Origin of the sequence: Stappia sp. ES.058, assembly GCF_900105595.1 — a bacterium.
Taxonomy (GTDB): Bacteria; Pseudomonadota; Alphaproteobacteria; order Rhizobiales; family Stappiaceae; genus Stappia.
This window is the reverse complement of record NZ_LT629784.1, coordinates 1,298,274-1,323,742: the sequence shown is the minus strand read 5'-3', so window position 1 is coordinate 1,323,742 and position 25,469 is coordinate 1,298,274. Positions and strand designations below refer to the sequence as shown.

Here is a 25,469-nt window from a genome sequence, read left to right as displayed (position 1 = left end):
ATATCATGTAAATCTATTAGTCGATATGAATATAGTCTGACATCTTCATTGACTTGAATGAAGTCATACGTATCATTTATTATAAGATACAAATAAAAATTCAATATTTAATAATAACAAGAAACAGATGCTCGGGCCTGGCGAGCCATTCGCCGGTTCGGTCGCCATTTTGCAGGAGGAGACCGCCATGGACGCGCAGACGCTTGAAACCGATGACGTTCACAAGACGATCTACGACTATCTGATTGAAAACTCCGGTGTGAACGTGTCCGGGGGAATCGACCCGGAGGAAAACCTCCTCGACAGCGGAATTCTGGACAGCCTCGGGATCGCCGAGATCACGGAGTTCGTCGAAAAGACCTTCGAGATCGAGATCGACGAAGACGAGATCACGTCGCAGAACTATCGCACGGTCACCGCTTTCACCGCGTTTTGCCGCGAGAAGATCGCCGCATCGGCGACGTGACCTGACTGATCTCCTCACCCGGGGGCGAAAAGGGACTGACGGACCATGTCAAGCAAAGTGAAGGCCGACCTCATTCTGATCCACGCGCCGGCCATCTACGACTTCCGGGACCGCGACGACTTCGTGCTGGGCTGGTACGCCAGCCAGGAAAGCAGCAATGTCACGCCGATCTTCGAAATGCATCCGCTCGGCTTTCTGTCGATCAAAAGCTTCCTGAGCGAACGCGGCCTCGACGTGAAGATCGTCAATGTCGCCTCCCTGATGCTCAAGCACCCGACGCTCGACGTGGAAAAGCTGCTGGAGCATCTGGACGCGCCCGTGATCGGCCTCGACCTGCACTGGCTGCCGCATTGCCAGGGCTCGGTCGAGGTGGCGGGGCTGGTGAAGAAGGCCCACCCCGAGAGCTTCGTCGTTTTCGGCGGGATCGTATCGACCTATTACGCCCGCGAGATGATGCAATATCCGCAGATCGACGGCGTCATTCGCGGCTACGACACGCTGGAGCCGCTTGCGAACCTCGTGGAGCAGGCGAAACGCGGCGTGCGCGGACGCTTCAACGTCGAGAACATGATCTACAAGGACAAGGGCGAGGTCGTCGACAACGGCCACAGCTACACGCCCGAGGTGCTCAACGACGTCGCCATCGACTGGTCGAAGATGTTTCCCAAGACCTCCAGCCTGTTGAACATGCCGAACCTGATGGTTCTGCCCAACACCGGCTGCCAGCAGAGTTGCGGCTGGTGCTCCGGCTCCCGTTGGGCTTACCAGCGCATGATGAACGTGGAGAAGAAGACGGTCTTCCACCGGCGCTCCGAACAGCTGGCGCGCGAGATCCTGACCTTCCCCAAGACGGAGTCGCCGCTGAGCGTCTACACGCTTCAGGCCTATTCGGAATCCTCGCCCCGCCTGCTCGACTATCTGGCCGCGGTCGCCGACAGCGGCGTGGTGAAATCGGTCTCCTTCGAACAGTTCCGGCTGACGAAGATTTCCGTTCTCAAGCAGATGGTGGAGGTCGCGCCGAACCTCGACATCTATATCAACCTCTCCCCCCAGTCGCACGATGTGGAGATCAGTCGCCTGACCGGGCGCGGCACCTACACCAACGAGGAAATGGAGGAGTGGATCGCCGCCGCAATGGATATCGGCATCAAGGGCGTCTACCTCTGGTACACGATCGGAATGCCGAAACAGACGCATGAATCGGTGATGGAAACCGTCGCCTATTCGGCCCGTCTCATGGACCGCTTTCCCAACGACAAGATCATCCCGACGATCTTCGGCATGGTGCCCTTCCTCGACCCCGGCTGCCAGTGGTTCGAGGAACCAAAGGAGCACGGCTACACGGTGTTCCACCGGGATCTGGAATCGCACCGCCAGTCTCTGACGCAGCCGCGCTGGCGCGACGCCATGAACTACGAAACCAGGTGGATGAAGCGCGACGAATTCCTGCCGAGCATGTATGAGGCGATGCAGGTGATGGCGAACCACAAGGCCGACTACGGCCGGATCACCAAGCGCAGCATCGACATCGTCAACGGCCGGATCGATCACTTGCGCCACCTGACGACCTCGATCGACCGCGCGATGGACGCGGACGGGCGGCTTCCGGCCTCGCTCAGGCGCGAGATCGGCGCGCACAATGACGAGATCCTGTCTTATGCGGCCGATGTCGCGCTGGTGAAAAAGCCGCTCTCTGGGCGCTGGTACGACGATCACACGGTGCCGCGCGAGATCATCGACGCCTGCGTGCGCGAACGCGCAGCCGCCTAGGCTCGCCACTTTGTCGGGGCGGGCGAAAGCCTGCCCCCTTCTCCGTTTCCCCAACCGAATGGCGTTGGCCAAGGCGGCATTGCCGCACCGCGTGCCGCAACCGGATCAGGCCTGCACCAGGGCCGGACCATCACCGAGAGACAACGGCCATGACGAACGACAGCGTTGGAATACTCTCAGCCGCCCGGTTCCTGCCGCCGAAAACCCTGCCGCTCAACAGGATCGCGCAAGCGGAAAGCGGCCCCGTCGACGCAAGCGCCCTGAGCCCCCTCGGCATCGAGAGCGTGCATGTGTTCGAAGGGGAAAGCCCGACGGAAATGGCCGTTGCGGTTTCCCAAGCGGCGCTGAGTGAGGCCGGCATGGGTCCGCTCGAGCTGGATGCGATCATCGACTTTTCCGTGATGCCGCAGCGCTACGTCGAACCCGCCTGGTCGATGAGCAACGAGTTGCAGGCAGAGCTTGGCGCGAAGCATGCCTTCACCCTCGGTTTCAGCGGCGGCGGCTCGGCCAACATCCATGCGGCGCTCAAGTTTGCCCGCGCGCTGATCCGCGCCAACGACGATGTGAACACCATCCTTCTGGCCGCCGCTGACCAGGCGATTCCCGGAAACCGCGTGCTCAGTGCCGGCGCACCCGTCACGGTCATCGGCGACGCCGCAACCGCGCTGATCGTGCAGCGCAACGCCGCCGCAGCAACCATTGTCGACACGATCTCCGCCTCCAACGGGGCGCTGCACGACGTGCTCAACATCCCCGGCGGCGGCATGGCGCATCCCACGCGGCTCGATCTCTACAAGCTGACGCTCGACGAGGCGAAATACCGCTCGCGCGACCGCATGAGGGACCTGCTCGCGCTTGCCGACAGGATGCTGGCGCGCAACGGGCTTGACCGCGACGGTATCGACCACTTTCTCACCGCCAACATCTCGGATGACGACACCGAGGCCTTTTCCCGCACGATGGAAACCAACGGCCGTCTGCACCGGGACAACCTGGGGCCCTGCGGCCATGTCCATTCCTGCGACCTCGTCCTGAACTACCTGAGCCTGCGCAAGAACGGCGCCGCCCCCGGCCATCATGTGCTGATGGCCTCGCACGGAATGGGCTTCTTTCTCGGCGCGACACTGCTGAAACTGTGACAGGAACGATAGCCATGGATCATGTCGGTATCTTATCGGAAGCCTTCTATCTTCCGCCGGACAAGAAACGGGTCGAGGATGTCTTTCGCGACGAGAGTGTCCCGTTCGGCACCCTTTCCAAAAACATCGACTTCCAGCGCGACATCGGCATCGAGGACATTCACGTCACCGACGAACTTCCCTCAGAGCTGGCGCTGAAAGCGGCAAGACGGGCCATGGATCAGGCCGGCGTCTCCGCCGAAGAGATCGATCTGGTCGTCGACTTCACAAGCATCCCCGAGGACTATGTCGGCCCGACATGGTCGGCCGCCGGCCTGGTGCAGCATGAACTCGGCCTCGTCAACGCCTTCTCGACGGCGGTGAACACCGGCGGCTGCGCCAGCTACCACCTGGCGCTGAAGTCGGTGATGGCCTTGATGCTTGCCGATGACGACGTGGAAACGGCGCTTCTGTTTGCGGGCGACCGAACGCCGGATCTCAACAAGACCTACTATCCGATCACCGTCGCGTCCGACGGCGGCAGCGCGTTGATTTTGCGCAAGAACGCGGACCGTGCCCGCATTCTCGAGGTGGAAACCATCTCCATCGGGCGCCTGCACGACGTGTGGTATGTGCCGGGCCTGCAGAACCGGAAACCGAACGAGGAAGTGAGCGAAAAGCTCCTCCACATGTACGCCAAGATGGACAAGTTCAACGAGGGCGTCATCCCGATCAATTTCCGCATGTTCGGCAAGGTGATGGACCGGCTCTTGAAGAAGCTGGATCTCACCCATGAGGACGTCGACTATTACATCTATCCGACATTCTCGACCTGGGATCAGGCCTATTTCATGAAGAAGTTCGGCCTTACGCCGGACAAGGTTTACACCAGCGCGCTCAAGCACCGCGGCCATGTCCAGGAAAGCGACATGGTGATCAACTACGCCGAAGCCGTGGAACAAGGGCTGATCAGGCCGGGCCATACCGTGATGGTCGTCTCCAACGGCGCCGGCTTCGCCTGGTCGGCGGCGCTTATCCGTCATTGAGACGGCGCGGAAGATGACGGACCATATCCGAGACGGCGCGGGAACGGGAGACGTCCTGATCCGCCGCCAGGGGCGCGCGGGGCGGATCACGCTGACCCGGCCGCGATCGCTCAATCTGCTGACGCGGGCGATGGTGCAGGCGATCCACGCCGCGCTCGACCGGTGGCGGGACGACCCCGCCATCGAGCTTTTGATCATCGACGCCGAAGGGCGCGCCTTTTGCGCCGGCGGCGACATCAGGCAAGTCCACGCCCATGTGATCGCGGGAGACCTCGCCGCCGCCCGGGATCATATCCGCGACGAATACCGCCTCGACCTGAAGCTCGCCCGCTATCCGAAACCCGTCGTCACCTTGATGAACGGCGCTGTCATGGGGGGCGGCATCGGCCTCGGCTGTCATGCAAGCCATCCGGTCGCCGGTGACCGGTTCCGCCTGAGCCTGCCGGAATGTTCCATCGGATGGATCCCGGATTCCGGTTCGACATCCTTGCTCGCACGACTGCCCCCCGGCATCGGGGCACTCATGGCCGTCGCCGGATTACAGATCGATGCGGCGGACGCGCTCGACCTCGGGTTCATCGACTACACGCTGGACAGCAGCCGATGCCCGGAGTTGATCGACACCCTTTGTGCGACCGGCGATCCCGCCGTCCTCGGCATGCTTTCGACGCCAATGGGAGATCCCGCCTTGCGCAAACAGGTCGCGCGGCTTCGGCTCCCCGATGCCATGGACAGCCCCGCCGCGCTTGCGCAGGCACTCCAGCGAACAGCCGAAGACCCGGATATGGCGCGCTGGTGCACCAGCCAACTGAAGGCCTTGGCGCGCGGCGCCCCGCTCACGCAGGCACTCGCCCTGCGCGCGCTCGATGTACAAAGGCGAAGACCCGGCCTTGCGCGCGCGCTCGCACTGGAGCTCCGGATCGTCTCCGCGCTGCTGACCCACCCGGATTTTCGCGAAGGGGTTCGCGCCATGATGGTCGACCGCGACAAGAGGCCGGTCTGGACCGCGCCGACCGGAACCGTCTTTTCACGATCGGAGATCAACACATTCCTTCAGCAGAGACGGGATCGGGACGTCATACGCAAATTCACCGAAGACCCTGCGAAATAAATATTTCCCCCCATTCACGCCACCCCCTAACCTCGCGTATAGGGCGCATTTTTCAAAAACACACCCTTTTATCGTGATCGTTTGATGGATGCCCGCCCGCCCCCGCGAGAGGCGCAGCCTGCGGCTTGTCGCGGGGCAAGACCGCCGCCGTCCACCGCGCTCACGTGTGTTCCAGCCCGCGCGCGTTGGTATCAGGCAGACCCAGATTTCGGGGACCCAGTCATGACATCCGTGCCAAATCCGTCCGACTCATCGCTTCTCGGCAACTGGCCGACGCTCGCCGTCGCCGCGTTGGGATCCTTTCTGGTCATCATGGACGTGACCGTCGTCGCCATCGCCCTTCCCTCCATCGAGCGGGATCTCAAGGCGAGCTTTGCCGAACTGCAGTGGATCATCAACGCCTACAACATCGCCTATACCTCGGTGCTCATTGCCGTGGGCGCCTTCGCCGACTGGTTCGGGCGACGACGGGTGATGGTGATCGGCCTGTTCATGTTCGGTGCGATGTCGCTTGTCGTCGGACTGGCGGAAACCCCGATGGCCCTGATCCTCGGGCGCGTCGCGCAAGGCCTGAGCGCCAGTGCGATGCTGATCCTGGGCGTCGCCCTGATCTCCAACGCCTTCCAGGGTGCGCAGCGCGCGCAGGCCTTTGCCGTCTGGGGTGTCTCCATCGGTTGCGGCGCGGCCTTCGGCCCGATCGTTGGCGGCATCCTCGTCGATGCGTTGAGCTGGCGCTGGATCTTCCTGCTCAATGTGCCGCTCGTCGCAATGCTGATCACGCTGTGCTACTGGCGCGTGGAGGAATCCTCCGATCCGAACGCCGGCGGTCTCGACTGGCCGGGCATCGTGACCTTCACCGGTGCGCTGGCGTTCCTGAGCTATGGCGTCATTGAGGGCGGCGAGATCGGCTGGGGCGACACCACCGTCGTCGGCGCCCTCGTCGGCGCAGCGGTTCTCTTCCTGCTGTTCATCATCATCGAAAACAGCGTGAAGAAACCGGCGTTCGAACTCGGGCTCTTCAAGATCCCGACCTTCACCGGCATACAGCTGGTCTGCGTTTTGAACAGCATTACCTTCTGGGTCATGCTGGTCTATCTGCCGATCTATTTCCAGGTGGTGCTCGGCATGTCGGCCTCCTCGGCCGGCCTGATGCTGATGCCGATGACCATCCCGCTGCTCCTGTTCGCACCGATCGGCGCACGGCTCGCGGCACCTAAGAAACTCGGCGTGCGCGGACTGATCGCCTTCGGCTGCGTGCTCATCGCCATCGGCTTCGCCTGGCTCTGGGTCGCGCCGCCGACGGAAGCCATCGTCTGGGCCGTCGCGCTCTTCCTGCTCGGCGTCGGCACGGGGCTGATCAACGGGGAACTCTCCAATGTCGCAACCGCCGTGGTGCCGCCGGAGCGTGCGGGCGTTGCCTCGGGCGTGAACATCACGTTCCGCCACGGCTCCTTCACCCTGTCGATCTCGGTGTTCGGCGCGGTGCTCCTGTCGAGCATCACGCTTCAGCTCGGCGCGGCACCGGATCTCGCCACCGGACTTGGCGCCGGGCTGATCGACACGGCGAACATGATCGCACGCGGCGACTTCAACGGCGCGGTCCTGTCGGCCCCGGCGGAACTGCAGCCCACGCTGACCGACTTCGGACGGGAGAGCTTCCAGATCGCCTTCTCGGTGCTTCTGGGGATCGTCACCGTACTCTCTGTGATCGCGATCATTGTCTCCGCACTGATGATCCGCGCCCGCGATCTGCTCGCCGGTCCCGAGGCCCAGGTCGCGCCCGGCGAATAGGCGACAGGCCGTTCGACCGGCCACGAAGGAAACCAAAAAACGCGCCGCCCGATCCGGGCGGCGCGTTTTTATGTCAGCCGGCAGGCGGTGAGCGCGGGACACTCAGCTCCAGTAGGTGAGCGGCTTGTCTTCGCCGCGATAGCCGACGAAACAGGACGTCGTCACCCGCTGAGAGCCGATGGCCGGGGTCACGCAGTGAATGAGCTGCGAGTTGAAGAGCACCAGGTCGCCGTTGCCCGGGCGAATCACCGTCCGCGGCTCGCCGAGCCCGTCGCGGTCGATGCCGTCACGGGTCACCTGCTCCTCGTCCTGTTCCGGGGTCGGCTCGGTAAGCCAGAGCTCCAAATCGCCACCGGCTTCGGACATCTCCAGGTAGATGTTCACCGCAAGCTGACCCGTCAGATCGGAGGTCCCGTCGATCAGCATCCGGCCCAGCCGGTCGTTGTGCGGCAGCATGCGCGCGCCCGGCTCGATCACCCGGCAGGTGCCGACAAAGCTCTTCTGCCCGTCGATATTCTCGATCGTCGCGCCCGCCGGCCAGACCTCCTCCAGCAGCAGCCGGAAGTGATCCATCGGCGAGAGATGCGGATACATCATGTCGCGAATGCCCCAGATCGAGCGCACCGCCTCGCTGTGATAGCGGCTGGCATTCTCCGTGCTCTTCTCGACGTCGACATATCCCATGCCGAGCCGCTTCAGCGCGCTCTGGATCTTGTAGGCCTCAAGCTCGGAGTGGCTGGCGATGCGATGGGCGAATTCCGCCGACAGATCCGCCGGATAGAAGCCCGGAACATGGATTGCGTCCGTTGTCTTTTCAATCAGTTTGCGGATGCTGTCACGGGTCAGCTCCCTGGAGATCTCCACGGTCTTCAACATGTTCCTGCTCCTCACGGATCGCGATCCGGCGACGACCGCAGCAAGAACCGTTCTTGCCCAAAGCCGGCCCCGGCGGCGTGTATTTTCTCCCGCGACCAGGACTAGAACAAATATCGATTTTATATCTGTTTCAGGGACTTGTCGGAATTTTTGAAAGCGCGCGCACAGCGCCCTGGCCCGCCCGGCGCATACGGCAGGCTACCGGAGCAATGGACGTTGCGGGCACCGACGGTGATTGCCCGGGTCCCCCGCTGTCAAAGCGGGACGAAGCGCCAGGCGAAGCCGCCGACCGCACGCACCCCGCGCCCTATCGCGCTGCGCCCGTAGCGGCCGGTGCCGACCCTGGCGAGCGGGTTTTCCAACGTGCCGGCATAGGCGAACCCCTTGTCGGGATCGTTCGGATCGAGCAGTTGCTGGTTGTCGCGAAGCTGTAGCCGATTGATGCAATTTCGCGGAAATTCCGCAGAAAAAAGATCAAATCTCGCAAATTTCTCGCTTAAATTTGGCTGAGTTGCCTGATATTCGGCGACGCATTCACCCACCAGACCCCAGAAATCCTCCTCCGCAAGTTCGTCGCGCTCATCGAGAATGGCAGCGAGATGACGGAAGAAGCAATCGAAGACGTCGGTGAAGATCCCGTCCATGCGCACGTCGTCCGCCAGGGTCGCACAGTTGCGCCGAACGACCGGAGGAAGGCTGTCTCCGGTGTTCAGGATGCGCATTTCCTCCGCGAGATCCTTCATGATCACCCGGGCCGGAGTGTCGCCGTTCATGACCAGGATGATGTTCTCGCCATGCGGCATGAAGATGATGTCATAGGCGTAGAAACAGTGCAGGATCGGCGTCAGATAGGCGCGCAGATAGCGTCGGATCCACTCCTCCGCCGACAGGCCGGATCGGCGGATCAACTCGACCGCCATCGCATCGCCCTGCGGATCGACATGCAGCAGCGAAGCCATCGTCATCAGCCGCTCGCCGGGGCGCAGCAAATTGACCGGGCTTTCCCGCCAAAGAGCCGCAAGCACATGATTGTGCGGAGTTTCCGTCCCGAGCGCCTGTTCGTAATAGGCGTTGGAGTAGCTGAGCGTCGCGACCTCGCAGATCAGGCTGAAGCCGACCGACTGCAGGCACGGGTCGCCGGCCAGCAGGTTATGAAGCCACTCGTTGATCTCGGGCGTGGTGCGCATGTCCTCCGGCGAGAGCCCGCGCGCCAGCATGAAGCCCATGTTGAGGATCGACAGCGCCATCTTCACATAGCGCTTCGAGGGTTCGGAGGCATTGAAGAAGGTGCGGATGGACTGCTGCGGCTGATACTTGTCGCGCGACAGGCCGAGGTAGACGATCCGCCGCTGCGCGATTTCCGGCGCGAAGCTCATCGAGATGCGGTTGAACCACTGCCAGGGATGGACCGGCATGAAGTAGTAATCCGAGGGCTCGACGCCTTCCTTCAACAGACGGGCCTCGTACAGCATGAGGGTCTCCGGCTCGATTTCTTCGGCCACCAGTCGATCCCAGGGGAGCGAGGAGATTCCGCTGTAGGTCGCCCGCTCGCGCAGGACCGCGATCCAGACGATCTGCAACGGATCGGCAGCTTCCGGCGCATAGACCGTGTAGTCGAGCGTGTCGAAACCGAGGCGACCGTTGTTGGCGACAAACGAGGGATGCCCCTCCGTCATCCCGGTCTCAATGGACTGGAAGTCGGCGGCGGCAAGCTCGCGAACCCGGTGCGGGCGCAGCGTCTCCTTGTAGGCGGTGCCGTAAAGAATGCTGCTGATCTCGTCGAGATAGACCGGCAGCATGCCATCCCGTATCCCCAGCACATCCTTGAACTCGATGATGAAACTCAGCGCATCGAGGTCGATTTGACGCCCGTTCCTGCGCTTTTCGATCGACAGCGGATCGATGCTCAAGTGATCGAGCATCATGCGTCTTGCGTGAAAGCGATACTCGAACGCCTCGTCGGGCGAACGCAACACATAGGTGTCGCGGTTTCCGCCGGCCGCTCCGGTCTTGTACGGGACCAGCAGGCGTTCATGCGCAAACTCGCAGATCGCCTTGCGCACAAGCATGCGATTAGCACGGCGCCAGACACTCGGCGCGAGATGCGCGACTGCCTTCGCATGGGGCTGCGAGAAACGGGTCTCGGCTGCGAACATATCCATGTCGCCTCCTTACGCTCCGGCCGAAAAGGCCGCATCCGTGCTGCTTTCAGGTGCGGAAAACCGCTGGAAGGCCGTGCTTTGCTCGATCGGATAATAGGGTTTGCCCAGAACCTCGCGAATGATCACCGAATTGCGGTAGCAGGACTGGCCAAGATCCGGCGGCAGATAGCCGTCCGCGTGGATCTCCGCGTTCTGGATGAAGATCTCGCCGCCGTTCCTGTCGATCGATCCGTTGCGCGCCACCGCAATGCGGCCGTTGTCGCTCCAGTTGATCCGGTCCGCCAACGGCGCCAGATAACCGGGAACCTTGAAGCGGTAGCCGGTGCCGAGGATCAGGGCCTCGCTTTCCAGAGCGAAGGGCTTTTCTTCCTCGGTCTGGAGGAAGGTCATCTGGAAACGCCCCGTTGCCTCGTCGCGCGTACAGCCGATGATTTCAGTGTTCGACATCAGCATCGTGTCGACATCCCCGTTCAGCCGCTTGCGATAGCGCAGATCGTAGATGTCGTTGATCAGACAGGGATTGATGCCCTGGAAGATCGCCTTCATTTCCTCCACCAGTGCCGCACGCTTCGGCCGCGGCAGGGCGTAGAAGTAATCGGCGTAGTCCGGCGTCGTCATTTGCAGCGTCAGCTTGGTCAGTTCGCGCGGGACAAGACGCGATGACCGTGTGAGCCAGTTCAGCCGGTAGCCGTGGCGGTCGATGTCGCCCAGGAGATCATAGTAAACCTCGGCCGCGCTCTGGCCGCTGCCGACGATCGTGATGGAGGCTTTGGAGCGGAGTGCCTCGCGATGGCGCATGTAGTCGGCGGTGTGCACCACCCCGTCGCGATACGGCTCGCACGCCTCCGGCACATTCGGCACCATGCCCGACCCCAGAACGACGCGGCGCGCCAGCAACGTCTTGCGCTGATCCATCTTGGTGTTGAGGCAGGTGACGCGGTAGAGCCCGCTCGCCTCATCGTAGTCGATCTCCTCGACGTCGCGATTGAAAACGACATTGTCGAGCCGCCCCGCCGCCCAGCGGTAGTACCGGTTGAACTCGTTGCGGAGCACGAAAAAATTGTCGGTGTCGAGCAGGACGGCATAAAACGCGTAGATCCGCCCGGTCTGCTTGAGATAGTTCAGGAAACTGAACTCGTTGGTGGGGTCGGCAAGCGTCACCAGGTCACAGAGGAACGGGGTCTGGAGGGTCGCTGTTTCCAGCAAGGTGCCATCGTGCCAGTTGAATTGGTCGCGGCTTTCCAGAAAGAGGCAATCCAGGTCCCTGATCGGCTGCGTCAGACAGGCCAGGCCCAGATTGAACGGCCCGATACCGACCCCGATCACGTCATATGGTCCGTTCGTCATGCGCCACCCTTCTCGGTTTCGTCTTACGCAACCCTGACCATCGAGCCTGCGGCTTGTGTCGAGCGTCACCCGGAAGACAGGCCACGCCACATGACCGCGCTCGCATCGTGCAACGCGGACCTTGCCGCCGGCGGGGCGGAGGCACGGCTCTTCCGAGACTAGAACCACCACTCAAGGCATAGAAATATATATTTCACACAACCTTGGGTTCATTTTTGTATGAAAGCCTGATCCGTTTCTTGATTGCATTCGTTTGTCGCGCCAATCGACTATGTCGTCTTAATAGGAAGACGGTGCCGAGCCGGAGAAATCATGCGATTCCATACCCTCGATCGGCGGCGTGAAGATGCTCAGACAGATCGAGGCGTCCCGAACCACCATCCGGTGAGCATCATTCCGGTTCATGATGAAGACAGTGCCGCCGGCACCATTGGTGTCGATCGGATGGCGTCCCTGCTGCCAGACATATTCGCCGCTGCCGGCAACGTAATAGCAGGACTCGAAATGATGGCGGTACTGGAGAGGAGAATCCGTCTCCGGATTGCCAAGCGTCTGGCACAGCGCAAATCCATACCCATCCGCACGCACGAGCAACCGACGGCTCTGGCCATTGCCCCAGAAAACATCGCGCGCGGTTCCGGTGATATCGTCTACGCTGCGCACCAGCGTTCCAGCAGACACCTCTTGCGGGTCGCCGGCGAAGACGGAACACAAGCGCATCTGCGTATCCGCAGCGATCCGGACCCTGGCGCATGCCGGCGCAGCGACCAGCGTTTCCGGAATCAGCGGCCAGCACTTGCCATCGACACAAACCGTGCCCTCTCCGGTCACGCAATAATGCGCCTGCGCCCCGAAACCGCCGCTCGCCCCTTCGCGCACGCAGTCGTCCCGGCCTGCCGGAAACGCCGTATCGAACAGACTGTGGCCGACGTTGTCTCGACCGGAAACGATCTCGCGCGAAGCGATTGTCCGGAAGACCGGCGCGTCGCCTGCGGCCTTGAACGTTCTGACGATCATTGCAGACCTCCCTGCCCGGGCCGGGGATTGGATCCGGGACGTTGCCGCCTCGCCGAACCGTGATGGCGGACGCCCTTTCTTCCGACGGACTCCGCAAGACAGACGTCAGACATTTTTGCGCAAAACACACCAGGAAACCTGAGTTGAAAATATAAAATGCAACCCCTGATATTTCAGGAACATCGTTCAGTGTAAATCGCCAGAATACAAATACTTATTTTCGATCAATTCGTGATGGACAAGATATTTCATGTTCGCGTCGATCCCGCCTAGTTTCACTCCGCGTTCAGGCTCCGAACATGGCGGTTCAAGGTGAAGACCGATGCCGAATGGCGACTTATGGGTATTCGGATACGGGTCGTTGATGTGGCGACCGGGATTTCGCCATGACGACGTGCGCCGGGCACGGGTCCACGGCTATCGCCGGGCACTCTGTCTTTTGTGCTGCGAGCACCGGGGAACCCGCGACAAGCCGGGACTGGTGTTCGGACTGGAAAAGGGCGGCTCCTGCGTCGGGCTGGCCTACCGCATCCCCGACGAGATCCGCGCGCGCGCCATCGCCTATCTGCGAGCGCGGGAACTTGCCGGCGGTGCATACAGCGAACGCGTCGTGAGTGCGCGCCTGTGCGACGGAACGGAAATCCGGGCGCTCTGCTACACCGCGAATCCCACGCACGAACGCTATGTCCCGAAAATGTCGGCGCCGGCCGCCGCGCGGATCGTGACCCATGCCCGGGGCCAGGCGGGCGCAAACATAGACTACATGCTCAACACCCTGCGGCATCTGCAGGGTCTTGGGATCGACGATCCGTGGCTTTGCGATGTCGCCCGGCTGGTGAGTGCGCCTCGGCACCGCTCCCCCATCTCGACAGCGCCCCGCGCCCGGTGACGATGCCTGCCCGCCTAAACGACGGGTGCACGCGCCCGCATGGCCGGGCTGCGCCGCATCTCGATGCGCTTTCCCCGCCCCGGCCTTGCCAGAACGTCGCCGTCCTGGACGATTGTCTCGCCGCGCGACAGAACCGTGGTCGGCCAACCGTGAACCTCACGACCCGAAAACGGATTGTAGCCGACGTTGTCATGAAGGTCGTTGTCGGCGAAGGTCTTGCGCGCGGCCGGATCCCAGATCGCGATATCGGCATCGGCGCCCGGCGAAAGGTGTCCCTTGTTCGCCAGACCGAAAATGCGCGCCGGCGCCGTCGCCGTAAATTCGACGAATTTCTCGGCGCCGAGCCTGTCGCCATGAACCATCGCGTCGAACATCAAGGGAAGCCGCAGCTCCAGCCCCGGCATGCCGTTGGCGATCCGGTTGAAGGGCGCGTCCTCACCATTGGAGAACTTGCCGCTCTCATCCATGCGATACGGCGCATGATCAGAGGTCACAAGCTGAAGGTCGCCGAGCGCCAGCGCCTGCCAGAGCGCCTCCTGGTCGTCCGCCTGGCGCTGCGGCGGGCTGCACATGACGGCCGCCGCCTCGCGTCCCGGGCGGTCCAGCACATCCTCCGTCATCAACAGATAGTGCGGACAGGTTTCCGCGAAGACCGGCGCACCGCGGGCCCGCGCCGCCCGCACGATGGCAACGCCCTCCTTGGTCGAGACATGAAACAGCACGACCGGCTGGCCGGTCGCCTCGGAAAAACGGCACACACGCTCCAGCGCTTCCAGTTCGGCGAGACGCGGATGCGACGCCGCATGATACTTCGGCTCGGTCTTGCCGGCATCCAGCAAACGCGTCGTCGCCCAGCGGATCAGCCCGTCGTTTTCGGCGTGAAAGCAGACCATGGCGCCATGGGCGCGGGCGACGTCCAGAACGTTGAGGATCGAGAGATCATCAAGCCGCACCTTGTCGTAGGTCGTGAAGATTTTGATCGAGCGATGCCCGGCCTCGATGAGACGCGCGACGTCGTCGAGGTTTTCGCCGGACGTATCGGCAACGATCATGTGGTAGGCGTGATCGATCAGCGCACCGCGCTCGGCAAGCGCCGCATAATCGGCCATGACCCTGGAAATCCGCATGCCGGGGTGCTGGGCGGCGAAAGAGACCGTCGTGGTCGTTCCGCCAAAGGCCGCCGACCGAGTGGCGGTCTCGAACGTATCGGCATTCATCACGCCCGCGCCGGACAGCTGCTCGATATGGCAGTGGGTATCGACCCCGCCCGGCAACACCAGATTCCCGGTGGCGTCAATCTCGTCCCGGCCGCGCGACAGGCCCCGCCCGAGGGCGACAACCTTTCCCGCGCTCAGGGCCACATCGGCCTCGAAGCGCCCCCCGGCGGTTACGACGGTCCCGTTCCGGATCACCGTATCGTAGGCAGTTTCAGTCATGACGCCTCCTTTCGTTGTCCATTTGATATACACGCTGTATACCAGGACTGACAACGGGCTCGATTGCCGATAGACTAGGCAATGAGCAATGGTTGGGAAACGTGTCCGGGACAAGGGTCCGGCGGACCCGCGCGGAGCACAATGAATGAGCAGCACCGAACCCGGACAAACGCTTGCCGAAACCACGCATGACCGCTTGCGAAAAATGATCGTGAGCGGAGAGTTGCCCGCCGGCACCCGCCTGCAGGAAAAGCCCTTCGCCGACCGCCTCGGCGTGTCGCGCACGCCGGTTCGCGAGGCGATTGCCCGTCTTGTATCGGAGGGGCTCGTCACCCGCTCGCTGGGTGGCGTGCCCGTGGTGAACCAGATTTCCATCTCGGAAATCATTGAGATCCTTCATGTTCGCCGTCTCCTTGAGTGCGAAGCCGCACGTCAGGCCGCAAGCGTCAACTCCCCCGTCGAGCCGCTTCTGGCGCTTCGCGCCCGCACCCAGGCCGCCCTGGAGGGGGCCAGACCGGGGCCTGGCGAACATGCGGAACTCGACGAGGAACTCCACACCACAATCGCGAGGATCGCCGGATCGAAGCTGCTCACGGAACTCGTTCAAAGCATGAAGCTCAAGACGCGGATCTTTGACAAGGGGTTCATTCCCGACAGGTTCGAGCCCGGGTTGCACGAACATCTGGAGATCCTGGACGCGATTCTCGCCCGGGACGCGGACCGCGCCGGCGCCGCGATGCGGCGCCATCTCGACAACGTCCGCGAAGCGATTCTCACACATATCCATCGTCTGTACTGAGCCGTCCGTGCAATTGGCCGCGCGCGCCAAAATGCGCCCATTGACATGGCATTCTTTCGGTATACCATCGGCATTCAAATTGATCCAAGGAAGAGCGCCCATGACTGACACCCCCGCCATCCAGCGCCCGGAAGGCGAAGCGCAGCTCACCATCACGTTTCTCTATTATCGCGACATCCCCAAGGCGCAGGCCTTTTACGAAAAGGTCCTCGGCCTGACGCTCGCCATCGATCAGGGCTGGTCGAAGATCTACAAGATCGCCGGCACCGGCCACGTCGGCCTGGTCGACGAGACCCGCGGCGCGCATCGCGCGGCCGACACAAAGCCCGTGCAGCTTTGCCTGCGCGTGGATGACGTCGACGCCTGGCATGCCTGGGTGAAGAGCTGCGGCGTCGCCAATCTGACCGAGGCCAAGGACAGCCCGGCGCTGAAGATCCGGGCCTTCATGTTCGACGATCCGGAAGGCTACCAGATCGAGATCCAGACGCCGCTCGCCTGAACCAACGTTTCCCCTTTCGAACAATCAGCAAACGAGGGCGGACCACCGCCCCGCATCACCACCGGTTGGGAGTTCCCCGATGACATTGCATACTGATATCAAACGCCTTCTTGCCTCCGTCGCCGTCGTGGCCATGACCGCCACGGGCGCGATCGCCGCAGACAAGTCCTTGACCGTCGGCCTGACCTCCGACGCGGTACATATGGACCCGCAGGCGGGCGAGGAGCTCAGCTCCAACATCATGTACTACCACCTTTACGATCCGCTCGTTCGCCGCGACGCCGAGCTGCAGTTCGGACCGGGCCTTGCGGAAAGCTGGGAACTGACCGACGACGTCACCTGGGTCTTCACCCTGCGCGACGACGTGAAATTCCACGACGGTGACGCCCTCAAGGCCTCCGACGTCGTCTTTACCCTCGATCGGCTGAAGGGCTCGCTGATGGCCAATCTCGCGGCCAACATCGAGAGCTTTCGCGCCATCGACGAGCGCACCGTAGAGATCAAGACCTTCCGCCCCTACGCAGCGCTGCCGAATGACCTCGCCGCCATTCTCATCCTGTCGGAGGATCACGTGAAGAAGGTCGGCGACGACCTCGACCGCCAGCCGATGGGCACAGGCCCCTACAAGCTGGTGGAGTGGGTCAAGGAAGACCGTATCGCGCTCGAGGCCTTCGACGACTACTACATGGGCGAAGCGGAGATCGAGACCGTCACTTTCCGCCCGATCACAAATCCGGCAACCCGCACCGCGGCACTTCTGACCGGCGAAGTGGACATCGTGCAGGATCTGGCCGTGCGCGACGTCGACCGCGTCAAGCGTACAGAGGGCTATGAGGTCGTCACCCGACCGAGCCTCCTGAACCTGGTGCTGGCGCTCGACATGCGCGCCAAGAGCCCGACAATCGAGGGCGACAACCCGATGACCGACCGTCGCGTGCGCGAGGCCATGGCACGGGCGATCGATGTCGACACGATCTCCAAGATCATCATGAACGGCCTGTCGACGCCTTCCGCGCAGTATGTGCCGGAAAGCCACGTCGGACATCTCGAAGGCGAGAACTTCCACGAGATCTATCCGTTCGACGTGGACAAGGCCAAGGCGCTGATGGCGGATGCGGGCTACGCGGACGGCTTCACGATGACGCTGGATGCGACCAACAACCGCTATGTCAACGACGCGCAGATCGCCCAGGCGCTTGCCTCGATGCTGGCGAAGATCAACATCGACCTGCAGCTCAACCTGATGCCGAAGTCGAACTTCTTCGGTTACATCCGGGTGCCGTCCGACCAGTCGAGCTTCATCATGTCCGGCTGGGACGTTCCCTCCGGCGATGCCGGCTCGATGTATGGCGTGATGTTCTATTCGCGCGACAAGAAGGACGGCTACGGCCAGGTCAACCGCGGCGCCTACTCCAACCCTGAAGTGGATGCGCTGATCGACAAGGCCGACAGCACCCCGCGGGTCGCGGAACGCGATGCCTACCTGCAGGACGTCACCAGGATCCTGCTGAAGGACATCCCGATGATCCCGGTTCACTACGAGCAGGACATCTACGGCGCCAGCACGGCGGTCGAATTCGCACCGCGCACGGACAAGTTCCTCTGGGCCTACGACATGGACATCAAGGGCTGATCGCCAGCCATCGGGCCGGCGGCGCGCAAGCGTCGCCGGTTTTCTTATCTGAGACAGCCAGCCAGGGATCGCGCGCGTGCTCGGTTACACGATCAAACGTCTCTTGCAGATGGTCTTCGTCCTGTGGATCGTATCGGTCATCGTCTTCTTGATGATGAGCTTTACCGGCGATCCGGTGTTCATGGTCATCCCCATCGATTCCACACAGGCGGAAATCGATCAGGCACGCCGGATTCTCGGCCTCGACCGGTCCCTGTTCGAACAATACCTCGTCTTCATGCAAGGCATGCTCCAGGGCGACTTCGGCCGCTCCTACGTCTACCGGCAACCGGCGATGGACCTGATCCTGGAACGCCTGCCGGCAACGATGGAAATCGTCGTCGTGGCGATGATCTTCGCGGCACTGGTGGCCATCCCGCTCGGCGTCTATGCCGGCGCCAATCCCAACCGCACGACCAGCCGGGCGATCATGTCCGGCTCGCTTCTCGGCATCTCGCTGCCCAGCTTCTGGGTCGGCATGATGCTGATTTTCGTATTGGCGGTGCAATGGCAGATCTTCCCCTCCTCCGGGCGGGGCGACACGGTCGAGTTCCTCGGACTGAAGCTGTCGATCCTGACGCTGGACGGCTGGTACCACATCATCCTGCCGTCGCTGACGCTCTCTCTGGCAACGATGGCGATCATCCTGCGCATCACCCGTGCGGGCATGATGGAGGTCATGCGCCAGGACTACATGAAATTCGCCCGCGCCAAGGGCGTGTCGCGACGCGGCGTGCTCTACGGGCACGGCCTGCGCAACGCCCTGATCCCCGTGGTGACGATCTTCGGTCTCCAGCTCGGCGACCTGATCGCCTTCGCGACGATCACGGAAACCATCTTCGCCTGGCCCGGCCTCGGCAAGCTGTTGATCGATTCCATCTATCGCGCCGATCGCCCGGTGATCGTGGTCTATCTGATGCTGGTCGCCTTCATCTTCGTCGTGATCAACTTCCTCGTCGACATGGTCTACACTTGGATCGACCCGCGCATTACGGTGAAATGACATGAGCGCGACCTTCCTTTCCTCCGAATTCTTCCACAATTACAAGCGCAACGCCTCGGCCATCGTCGGCAGCATCGTCCTTGTGATCTTCACGGTGATCGTGATCGCCGGGCCGCTCTTCGTGGCGCAGGACCCCTATGACGTCGGCCAGCTCAATCTGCTGGACAGCTACAAGCCGCCGGTGTGGCTGGAGGGCGGCGACCCGCGCTTTCTGCTGGGCACCGACGGCCAGGGGCGTGGCGTGCTCGCCGGCATTCTCTACGGCACGCGCGTGTCGGTGATGATCGGTGTCACGGCGATGCTGATGTCCTGCCTCATCGGCACGACGGCAGGGCTCCTCGCCGGCTTCTACGGCGGGCGGCTTGACGCTGCGATCATGCGCATCGCCGATATCCAGCTCTCCTTTCCCTCCATGCTGATTGCGCTGTTCCTGATGTCCGCCTTCGGCACCGGCATCGACAAGGTTTTGATCGCGCTGACGGCGGTTGGCTGGGTGGTTTACGCAAGAACCGTGCGCGGATCGACGCTGTCGGAAGTCCAGAAGGAATACGTCCAGGCGGCTCGTGTTGCGGGCCTGCGCGACGGCAAGATCATCCGCCGTCACGTTCTGCCGAACGTGATGACGCCGCTGATTGTCGTCGCCACCGTCCAGGTCGGCACCTTCATCCTGATCGAGGCAAGCCTCTCGTTTCTGGGCGTCGGCGTTCCCATCACCCAGCCCTCGCTCGGCCTGTTGATCAAGAACGGCTTCGATGTGCTGTTCTCCGGCTTGTGGTGGACGTCGGTCTTTCCCGGCCTCTTCATTATGGCGCTGGTGTTCGGGATCAACCTGTTCGGCGACTTCCTGCGTGACGAACTGAACCCGAGGTTGAAATAATGGCCGAAGCACGAAAGGCGGACGCCGCCTCGTCCGACGCCCTGCTCAGGGTCGAGGATCTCCGCACCTGGTTCCACACCTTCTCCGGCACGGTGAAGGCCGTCGACGGTGTGAGCTTTGCGGTCAAGTCCGGCGAGATCATGGGGCTTGTTGGCGAAAGCGGGGGCGGCAAATCCGTCGTCGGTTTCTCGATCCTCGGGTTGATCGACCCGCCGGGGAGGATCGAGAGCGGCGTGATCGAGTTCAACGGCGAGAACCTGAAGGACGCGAGCGACGCCCGGCTCCGCGACATTCGCGGCCGCGACATCGCAATGGTCTTCCAGGACCCGATGACGTCGCTCAACCCGCTGCACACTGTCGGTGAGCAGATGGATGAAATGCTTCGTCTGCATTCGGACATGGATGCGGCCGCGCGCCAGGCGCGCTGCGTCGAGGTGCTTGAGGACGTCGGTATCTCGCGGGCGGCGGACCGGCTGAAGGCCTATCCGCATCAGTTCTCCGGCGGCATGCGCCAGCGCGTGGTGATCGCCATCGCAATGCTGGCACAGCCGAAGCTGGTGATCGCGGACGAGCCCACGACGGCGCTCGACGTCACCATCCAGGCCCAGATCCTGAAACTGATGCGCCGCCAGATCCGCGAGAACGGCGCCTCCATGATCCTGGTGACGCATGACCTCGCCGTCGTCTCGGAAATGGCGGACAACATTACGGTGCTCTACTGCGGCAAGGTGGTGGAACGCGGGCCGACGGACGATGTCATCCGCCGTCCCTCGCATCCCTACACCCGCGGACTGATCGACAGCATTCCCAACCCGGCGCATCGCCTCGCGCGGCTCAAGCAGATCCCCGGGGCGGTGCCTGATATCCGCAATCTTCCGAAGGGCTGCAATTTCCAGGACCGCTGTCCGCGCGTCGGCGCCCTGTGTCGCGAGACCGAGCCGCCGCTGGTCGAGAGCGATGCCCGCGCCCATGCCTGCCATTTCCCGCTGACGGAAGGGGAAACAGAATGACGGCCATGCTCCAGATCGAGAACCTGCACCAGGAATTCCGTATCGGCGGATCGCTCTTGGACCGCATGAAGTTCACCGACGGTCGACTGCGGTTCCCCGACACGCGGGTCAAGGCGGTGAACGGCGTGTCTCTCACCGTTAATCGCGGCGAGGTCGTTGCCCTCGTCGGGGAAAGCGGATGCGGCAAATCAACGGTCGCCAAGACCATCGCGCGCATCTATCGCCCGTCGCAGGGGGCGATCCGCATCGAGGGCGAGGACATTTCCGCCTATGGCGTACGCGAGATGCTTCCCGTGCGCTCCAGGATGCAGATGATCTTTCAGGATCCCTTTGCATCGCTCAACCCGCGCCAGAAAGTCCGCGATATCGTCGCCGAACCGCTGCTGGAGCAGACCAAAGGCCGGGCGGCGCGCAAGGAGGTCGCGCAAAAGACGCTGGATCTTCTGGCACGCGTCGGCCTCAACGCCGAACATGCCGGGCGCTATCCGCACCAGTTTTCCGGCGGCCAGCGCCAGCGCATCGGCATTGCCCGCGCGCTTTCTGTCAATCCGGGACTGATCATCGCGGACGAGCCGGTGTCGGCGCTCGACGTCTCGATCCAGGCGCAGATCCTCAACCTGATGATGGACCTGCGCGACGAGTTCGGCCTCGCCTATCTGTTCATCAGTCACGATCTTTCGGTGGTGCATCACATCGCCGACCGGATCGGCGTGATGTATCTCGGCTTCCTGGTCGAGACCGGGTCGCGGGAGAAACTCTTCTCCGCCCCGCGCCACCCCTACACGCGCGCGCTGCTTTCGGCCGCGCCGTCGATCGAAAAGACACGCCCGCGCGAGGAAATCGAACTCTCGGGCGAAGTGCCCTCGGCGCTCGACCTGCCGAGCGGCTGCTGCTTCCGCACGCGCTGCCCGCTCGCCTTCGAGCGCTGCAAGGTGGAACGGCCGACGCTTAAGGATATGGGCGACGGACAAGAGGTTGCCTGCCACCTCACCGACGAGCCGGAGCGCGATACCCAATGACGTATGCTGACGCCGCCCCCGTGACGATCGCCCTGCCCCGCCTGCCGCTCGGCGATCCGCATGACTGCACCGACGCCAATGACGAGCTAACACTGTACCAGACCTTCTACGACACATTGGTGAAGCGTCGCGACGGGACCTATCACGCTCACCTCGCCGAAGGCTGGCGCGTCAGCGACGATGCCCGCACATGGACCTTCGACATCCGGTCCGGCGTCGCGTTTCACGACGGAACGGCCTGCGACGCGGCTGCTGTCGCGCAGTCGCTGCATCGCATGGCCCGCGAGGACAAGGGCTATACGCTGGGATCGCCTGCCGTCTGGCGGCAGTATCTCGGCGGCGCGGAGATCGAGGCCGACGGCCTGACGCTCACCGTTCGCCTGACGGCGCCGATGGCCGATCTCCTCGACGTTCTTGTCCAGGGCTTCATCGTGGCGCCGTCCGTCTTCGACAGGCTCGACGCCGGCGACAAGACCGCCATTTGCGGAACCGGGCCCTATCGGCTGCAAAGCGCGGGCAAGGACCGTGTCACCGCGACCCGCAACCCCGACCATTTCGCGACGGCGCCCAAAAACGAGACGCTTGTCTTCGTCCTTGAAACGGATGCAAAGGAACGGGCGCGCATGCTGGCCGACGGGCGCGTGCAGGTCGCCAATTCGCTCGATCCGCATATCGGCACGGTTGCCGGTGCGATGCTGGTGCGCTTCACCGCGCCGGTGGCGATCATCTATCTGCTGAACTCCGCCAAGGGACCGTTGCAGGACGCCCGCGTCCGCCGGGCCCTTTCGCTCGCCGTCGACCGCCAGGCCCTGATCGATACGGTTCTCGACGGCGCCGCCGATCCGCTGCACGGGTTCGTCAGTCCGCGCCACTTCGGCGCCGGCGGCGATCCCGTTCCCGGTCCGAATGTCGCGGCGGCGCGCGCGCTTCTTGCAGAGGCCGGCCATGCCGACGGACTGACGCTGACGCTCGACTGCCCCACGCGACTGCCGGACGAGGCGCAAAAGCTCACCGCCGATCTCGGCGCGCAGCTTGCCGCCATCGACGTTCGTTTCGACGTGCGCATCCACAAGGACCGCGAGGCCTATGCCCATATGGTCCGGCGCAAGGAGATCGGCGATCTCTGCGTGTTCGATTCCAGCCCGATGTCCACCTTCCGCGTGCTCTACGAGAAGATCGATTCCCGCACGGCGGGCGCCTGGTGGCAGGGCTATCGCAACGAAGCCATCGAGGCACTGATCGACGAGGGACGCGTCACGTCGGACACGCAGGCCCGCGCCGCGCTCTACCGCAAGGCCTATGCGGAGCTGCAAAGCGACCCGGCATGGCTGACGCTCTACATTCCGCATCGTGCCATCGGGCTTTCCGGCAACCATCCCGGTTTCCGCATGCGCGAGGACGGCGTGATCGACGTCGCGGACCTCCCCGCATTCACCACCGACACGGAGACCGCCCATGGCTGATCTCATCGTCACCGGCGGAACCGTCATCGCAATCGATCCGGAGCGCCGCATCATCGAGAACGGCGCCGTCGCCATTTCCGACGGGCGCATCGTCGCTGTCGGAACGGCAGCGGAGGTCGCGGAGCGCTATCCGAACGCCGAGACGCTCGACGCCACCGGCAAGGTGGTTCTGCCCGGTCTGATCGACGTTCACGCCCATGCCGGCCACGGGTTGATCAAGACAATGGGCATGGACAGCGGCAACCGCTGGGAAGAGATTTGCGGCGAGGTCTATACCACCGGCTCGACCCCGGAGTTCTGGTATGCGGAAGCCCGGCTCGCGGCGCTGGAGCGGCTGACCTTCGGCGTCACCACCGGCGTCTCGCTGCTCGGCGGCGGCGACACGATCATGCGCACCGACGATCCCGTCTATGGCGCGGCCCATGCGAAGGGTGTGCTGGAGGTCGGCACGCGCTCCGTGGTCGCCGTCGGGCCGACACGCGCGCCGCATCCGCGCACCTATGCCAATGGCGGCGCGGACCCGAAGCCGGTCACCTTCGAAACCCAGCTTGAAACCTGCAAGCGCCTTCTGGCCGACTGGCACTGCGCGGGCGACAACCGGGTGATGATCGCCCTGCTCTATCCCGTGCTGCGCGACGAACACGAGCGCGACATGTCACCGGGCGACTATGCCGAAGCGATCCGCCAGGCGCAGGCGACGCGCGCGCTGTCGCGCGAGGCGAAGGTCGTCTTCACCCAGGACGGGCACTGGCGCGGTTCGGTCACGCGCGCCAAGGATCTCGGCCTGCTCGGGCCCGACGCGCTTCTGTCGCACGCCATCGACATCACCGCCGAGGAAATCGGGATCTGCGCCGATACACAAACCCGTATCGCGCACAATCCCTCCGCCGTCGCCTCGATCATGGGCCGCTGCCCGGCCATCGAGCTGATGGAAGCCGGCGTCACCGTCGGCCTCGGCTCGGATGCGACCGCGCCGGATCGATCGGGCGACATGTTCCGCCACATGCAGCAGGCGATGCATTATCACCGCAGGCATTTTCAGGATCCGAAGGTGCTGCCGCCGGGCAAGGTGCTGGAAATGGCGACCATCGACGCGGCCAGGGCGCTCGGCCTCGACGCGGAGATCGGCTCGCTCGAGCCGGGCAAGCGTGCAGACATGATCCTCGTCGACATGCAGCGCCCGCATCTGGCGCCCGACAACATGGCGGCACACCGCGTCATAAACTTCGCGAACGGCAACGACGTCGATACGGTGATCGTCGGCGGTGAGATCTGCCTCAGGAACCGCAAGCCGACACGCGTCTCAAGCGCTACGATCCTCGCCGACGCCGAACGCGAGACGAACGCCATGATCGCGCGCATCGGCGCGCAAAAGGATCTGGAGATGCACGAAGGTTTCTGGAAGCATCCGCGCGCAAGCGATAGGGAGACCCGCTCATGACCCTGCATATCCTCAACCCGAACTCCTCGCGCGTCGTCACCGACGGGATCGATGCGGCCATCGATCCGATGCGCGCGGGCGCGGGGGTCGACATCCGCTGCCACCTTCTCCCAGAGGGACCGGAGGGGATAGAGACACAAGCTCACGTCGACGGCGTCGTGCTGCCGCTGCTTGCACAGGCGCGCGCGCTGGAGGCGGGGGCGAGCGCCTTCGTTATCGCCTGTTTCTCCGATCCCGGTCTTGCGGCGCTGCGCGAGCAAAGCGCCCGTCCGGTGCTCGGCATCGGCGAGAGCGCCTATATCACCGCGCTGACCATGGGCCAGCGCTTCGGCATTCTCTCGATCAAGCGCGGCTCGGTCGCGCGCCACATCAGGACGCTCGGCGCCATGGGCCTTCTCGACCGGCTGGCCGCCGACCGTCCGATCGATCTCGGCGTGGCGGACCTCTCCGACGAGACCCGCACCCGCGCGCGCCTCGACGAGGTCGGCGCGCAGCTTCGCGACGCCGACGGCGCCGACGTTCTCATCCTCGGCTGCGCCGGCATGGCGCGCTACCGACAGGACCTTCAGCAAACGCTGGGCATTCCGGTCATCGACCCGTGCCAGGCCGCGACCGCAATGGCGCTCGGCCGCATCGCGCTCGCCCGCTGCGATTGAA

At 63.3% G+C, this 25,469-nt stretch carries 22 protein-coding genes; 17 read left to right on the top strand and 5 right to left on the bottom strand.

Translation table 11 applies throughout. The features are described 5' to 3' along the window. The first annotated feature begins 187 nt into the window (after nt 1-187). The 6 genes from BLU32_RS06085 to BLU32_RS06060 all read left to right on the top strand — a co-directional run bounded on the left by BLU32_RS06085 (nt 188) and on the right by BLU32_RS06060 (nt 7,302). Entirely contained in the window at nt 188-466 is a 279-nt protein-coding gene (locus tag BLU32_RS06085) for an acyl carrier protein (protein ID WP_157727531.1), read from the top strand. Between the two features lie 45 nt (nt 467-511). Beyond that, nucleotides 512-2,236 carry a B12-binding domain-containing radical SAM protein gene (locus BLU32_RS06080; protein ID WP_093805447.1) on the top strand — a complete coding sequence of 575 codons (1,725 nt, stop codon included), beginning with the start codon at nt 512-514 and terminating at the stop codon, nt 2,234-2,236. 149 nt (nt 2,237-2,385) lie between these two features. Next, on the top strand, nt 2,386-3,375 hold the full coding sequence (locus BLU32_RS06075; protein WP_093805446.1) for a hypothetical protein: 990 nt from the start codon (nt 2,386-2,388) through the stop codon (nt 3,373-3,375). Between the two features lie 14 nt (nt 3,376-3,389). Beyond that, complete coding sequence (locus tag BLU32_RS06070) at nt 3,390-4,400, top strand: 3-oxoacyl-ACP synthase III family protein (protein WP_093805445.1); 1,011 nt, start codon at nt 3,390-3,392, stop codon at nt 4,398-4,400. 13 nt (nt 4,401-4,413) lie between these two features. After that, nucleotides 4,414-5,511 (top strand): enoyl-CoA hydratase/isomerase family protein, encoded by a 1,098-nt coding sequence (locus BLU32_RS06065; protein ID WP_093805444.1) that lies wholly within the window; start codon nt 4,414-4,416, stop codon nt 5,509-5,511. A gap of 222 nt (nt 5,512-5,733) precedes the next feature. Then, the gene (locus BLU32_RS06060; RefSeq protein WP_157727530.1) at nt 5,734-7,302 is read left to right on the top strand and encodes an MFS transporter; all 1,569 of its coding nucleotides are present in this window, start codon (nt 5,734-5,736) and stop codon (nt 7,300-7,302) included. A gap of 102 nt (nt 7,303-7,404) precedes the next feature. Here BLU32_RS06060 and BLU32_RS06055 read toward each other — a convergent pair whose 3' ends face one another. The 4 genes from BLU32_RS06055 to BLU32_RS06040 form a co-directional block, all read right to left on the bottom strand. Continuing rightward, nucleotides 7,405-8,178: a 2OG-Fe(II) oxygenase gene (locus tag BLU32_RS06055; RefSeq protein WP_093805442.1), complete on the bottom strand. Its 774-nt coding sequence runs from the start codon at nt 8,176-8,178 to the stop codon at nt 7,405-7,407. A gap of 254 nt (nt 8,179-8,432) precedes the next feature. Further along, nucleotides 8,433-10,340 carry an IucA/IucC family siderophore biosynthesis protein gene (locus tag BLU32_RS06050; protein WP_093805441.1) on the bottom strand — a complete coding sequence of 636 codons (1,908 nt, stop codon included), beginning with the start codon at nt 10,338-10,340 and terminating at the stop codon, nt 8,433-8,435. A gap of 9 nt (nt 10,341-10,349) precedes the next feature. After that, complete coding sequence (locus tag BLU32_RS06045) at nt 10,350-11,687, bottom strand: lysine N(6)-hydroxylase/L-ornithine N(5)-oxygenase family protein (RefSeq protein ID WP_093805440.1); 1,338 nt, start codon at nt 11,685-11,687, stop codon at nt 10,350-10,352. Between the two features lie 279 nt (nt 11,688-11,966). Further along, nucleotides 11,967-12,704: an ectoine synthase gene (locus BLU32_RS06040; RefSeq protein WP_093805439.1), complete on the bottom strand. Its 738-nt coding sequence runs from the start codon at nt 12,702-12,704 to the stop codon at nt 11,967-11,969. A 322-nt stretch (nt 12,705-13,026) separates the two neighbouring features. Between BLU32_RS06040 and BLU32_RS06035 the strand changes: the two genes are divergently transcribed. Continuing rightward, entirely contained in the window at nt 13,027-13,593 is a 567-nt protein-coding gene (locus BLU32_RS06035) for a gamma-glutamylcyclotransferase (RefSeq protein ID WP_093805438.1), read from the top strand. Nucleotides 13,594-13,607: 14 nt separating this feature from the next. Here BLU32_RS06035 and hydA read toward each other — a convergent pair whose 3' ends face one another. Continuing rightward, the gene (hydA, locus tag BLU32_RS06030) at nt 13,608-15,029 is read right to left on the bottom strand and encodes a dihydropyrimidinase (RefSeq protein WP_093805437.1); all 1,422 of its coding nucleotides are present in this window, start codon (nt 15,027-15,029) and stop codon (nt 13,608-13,610) included. 145 nt (nt 15,030-15,174) lie between these two features. Here hydA and BLU32_RS06025 point away from each other — a divergent pair, with 145 nt between their 5' ends. The 10 genes from BLU32_RS06025 (at nt 15,175) to BLU32_RS05980 (ending at nt 25,468) form a co-directional block, all read left to right on the top strand. Next, nucleotides 15,175-15,828 carry a GntR family transcriptional regulator gene (locus BLU32_RS06025; RefSeq protein WP_093805436.1) on the top strand — a complete coding sequence of 218 codons (654 nt, stop codon included), beginning with the start codon at nt 15,175-15,177 and terminating at the stop codon, nt 15,826-15,828. 100 nt (nt 15,829-15,928) lie between these two features. Beyond that, nucleotides 15,929-16,327, top strand: a complete 399-nt coding sequence (locus BLU32_RS06020; protein WP_093805435.1) for a VOC family protein — start codon at nt 15,929-15,931, stop codon at nt 16,325-16,327. A gap of 79 nt (nt 16,328-16,406) precedes the next feature. Next, nucleotides 16,407-17,960, top strand: coding sequence for an ABC transporter substrate-binding protein (locus BLU32_RS06015; RefSeq protein ID WP_093805434.1), 1,554 nt, complete (start codon nt 16,407-16,409; stop codon nt 17,958-17,960). A gap of 76 nt (nt 17,961-18,036) precedes the next feature. Further along, entirely contained in the window at nt 18,037-19,002 is a 966-nt protein-coding gene (locus tag BLU32_RS06010; protein WP_093805433.1) for an ABC transporter permease, read from the top strand. A gap of 1 nt (nt 19,003) precedes the next feature. Further along, nucleotides 19,004-19,879 carry an ABC transporter permease gene (locus tag BLU32_RS06005; RefSeq protein ID WP_093805432.1) on the top strand — a complete coding sequence of 292 codons (876 nt, stop codon included), beginning with the start codon at nt 19,004-19,006 and terminating at the stop codon, nt 19,877-19,879. After that, nucleotides 19,879-20,889 carry an ABC transporter ATP-binding protein gene (locus BLU32_RS06000; protein ID WP_093805431.1) on the top strand — a complete coding sequence of 337 codons (1,011 nt, stop codon included), beginning with the start codon at nt 19,879-19,881 and terminating at the stop codon, nt 20,887-20,889. Before BLU32_RS06005 ends, BLU32_RS06000 begins: the two co-directional genes overlap by 1 nt. After that, nucleotides 20,886-21,908 carry an ABC transporter ATP-binding protein gene (locus BLU32_RS05995; protein ID WP_093805430.1) on the top strand — a complete coding sequence of 341 codons (1,023 nt, stop codon included), beginning with the start codon at nt 20,886-20,888 and terminating at the stop codon, nt 21,906-21,908. The genes BLU32_RS06000 and BLU32_RS05995 overlap by 4 nt, the downstream gene beginning before the upstream one ends. Further along, nucleotides 21,905-23,371, top strand: a complete 1,467-nt coding sequence (locus tag BLU32_RS05990) for an ABC transporter substrate-binding protein (protein ID WP_093805429.1) — start codon at nt 21,905-21,907, stop codon at nt 23,369-23,371. Before BLU32_RS05995 ends, BLU32_RS05990 begins: the two co-directional genes overlap by 4 nt. Then, nucleotides 23,364-24,812: an amidohydrolase family protein gene (locus BLU32_RS05985; RefSeq protein WP_093805428.1), complete on the top strand. Its 1,449-nt coding sequence runs from the start codon at nt 23,364-23,366 to the stop codon at nt 24,810-24,812. The genes BLU32_RS05990 and BLU32_RS05985 overlap by 8 nt, the downstream gene beginning before the upstream one ends. Continuing rightward, nucleotides 24,809-25,468, top strand: a complete 660-nt coding sequence (locus BLU32_RS05980) for an aspartate/glutamate racemase family protein (protein WP_093805427.1) — start codon at nt 24,809-24,811, stop codon at nt 25,466-25,468. Before BLU32_RS05985 ends, BLU32_RS05980 begins: the two co-directional genes overlap by 4 nt. Nucleotide 25,469: the final 1 nt, after the last annotated feature.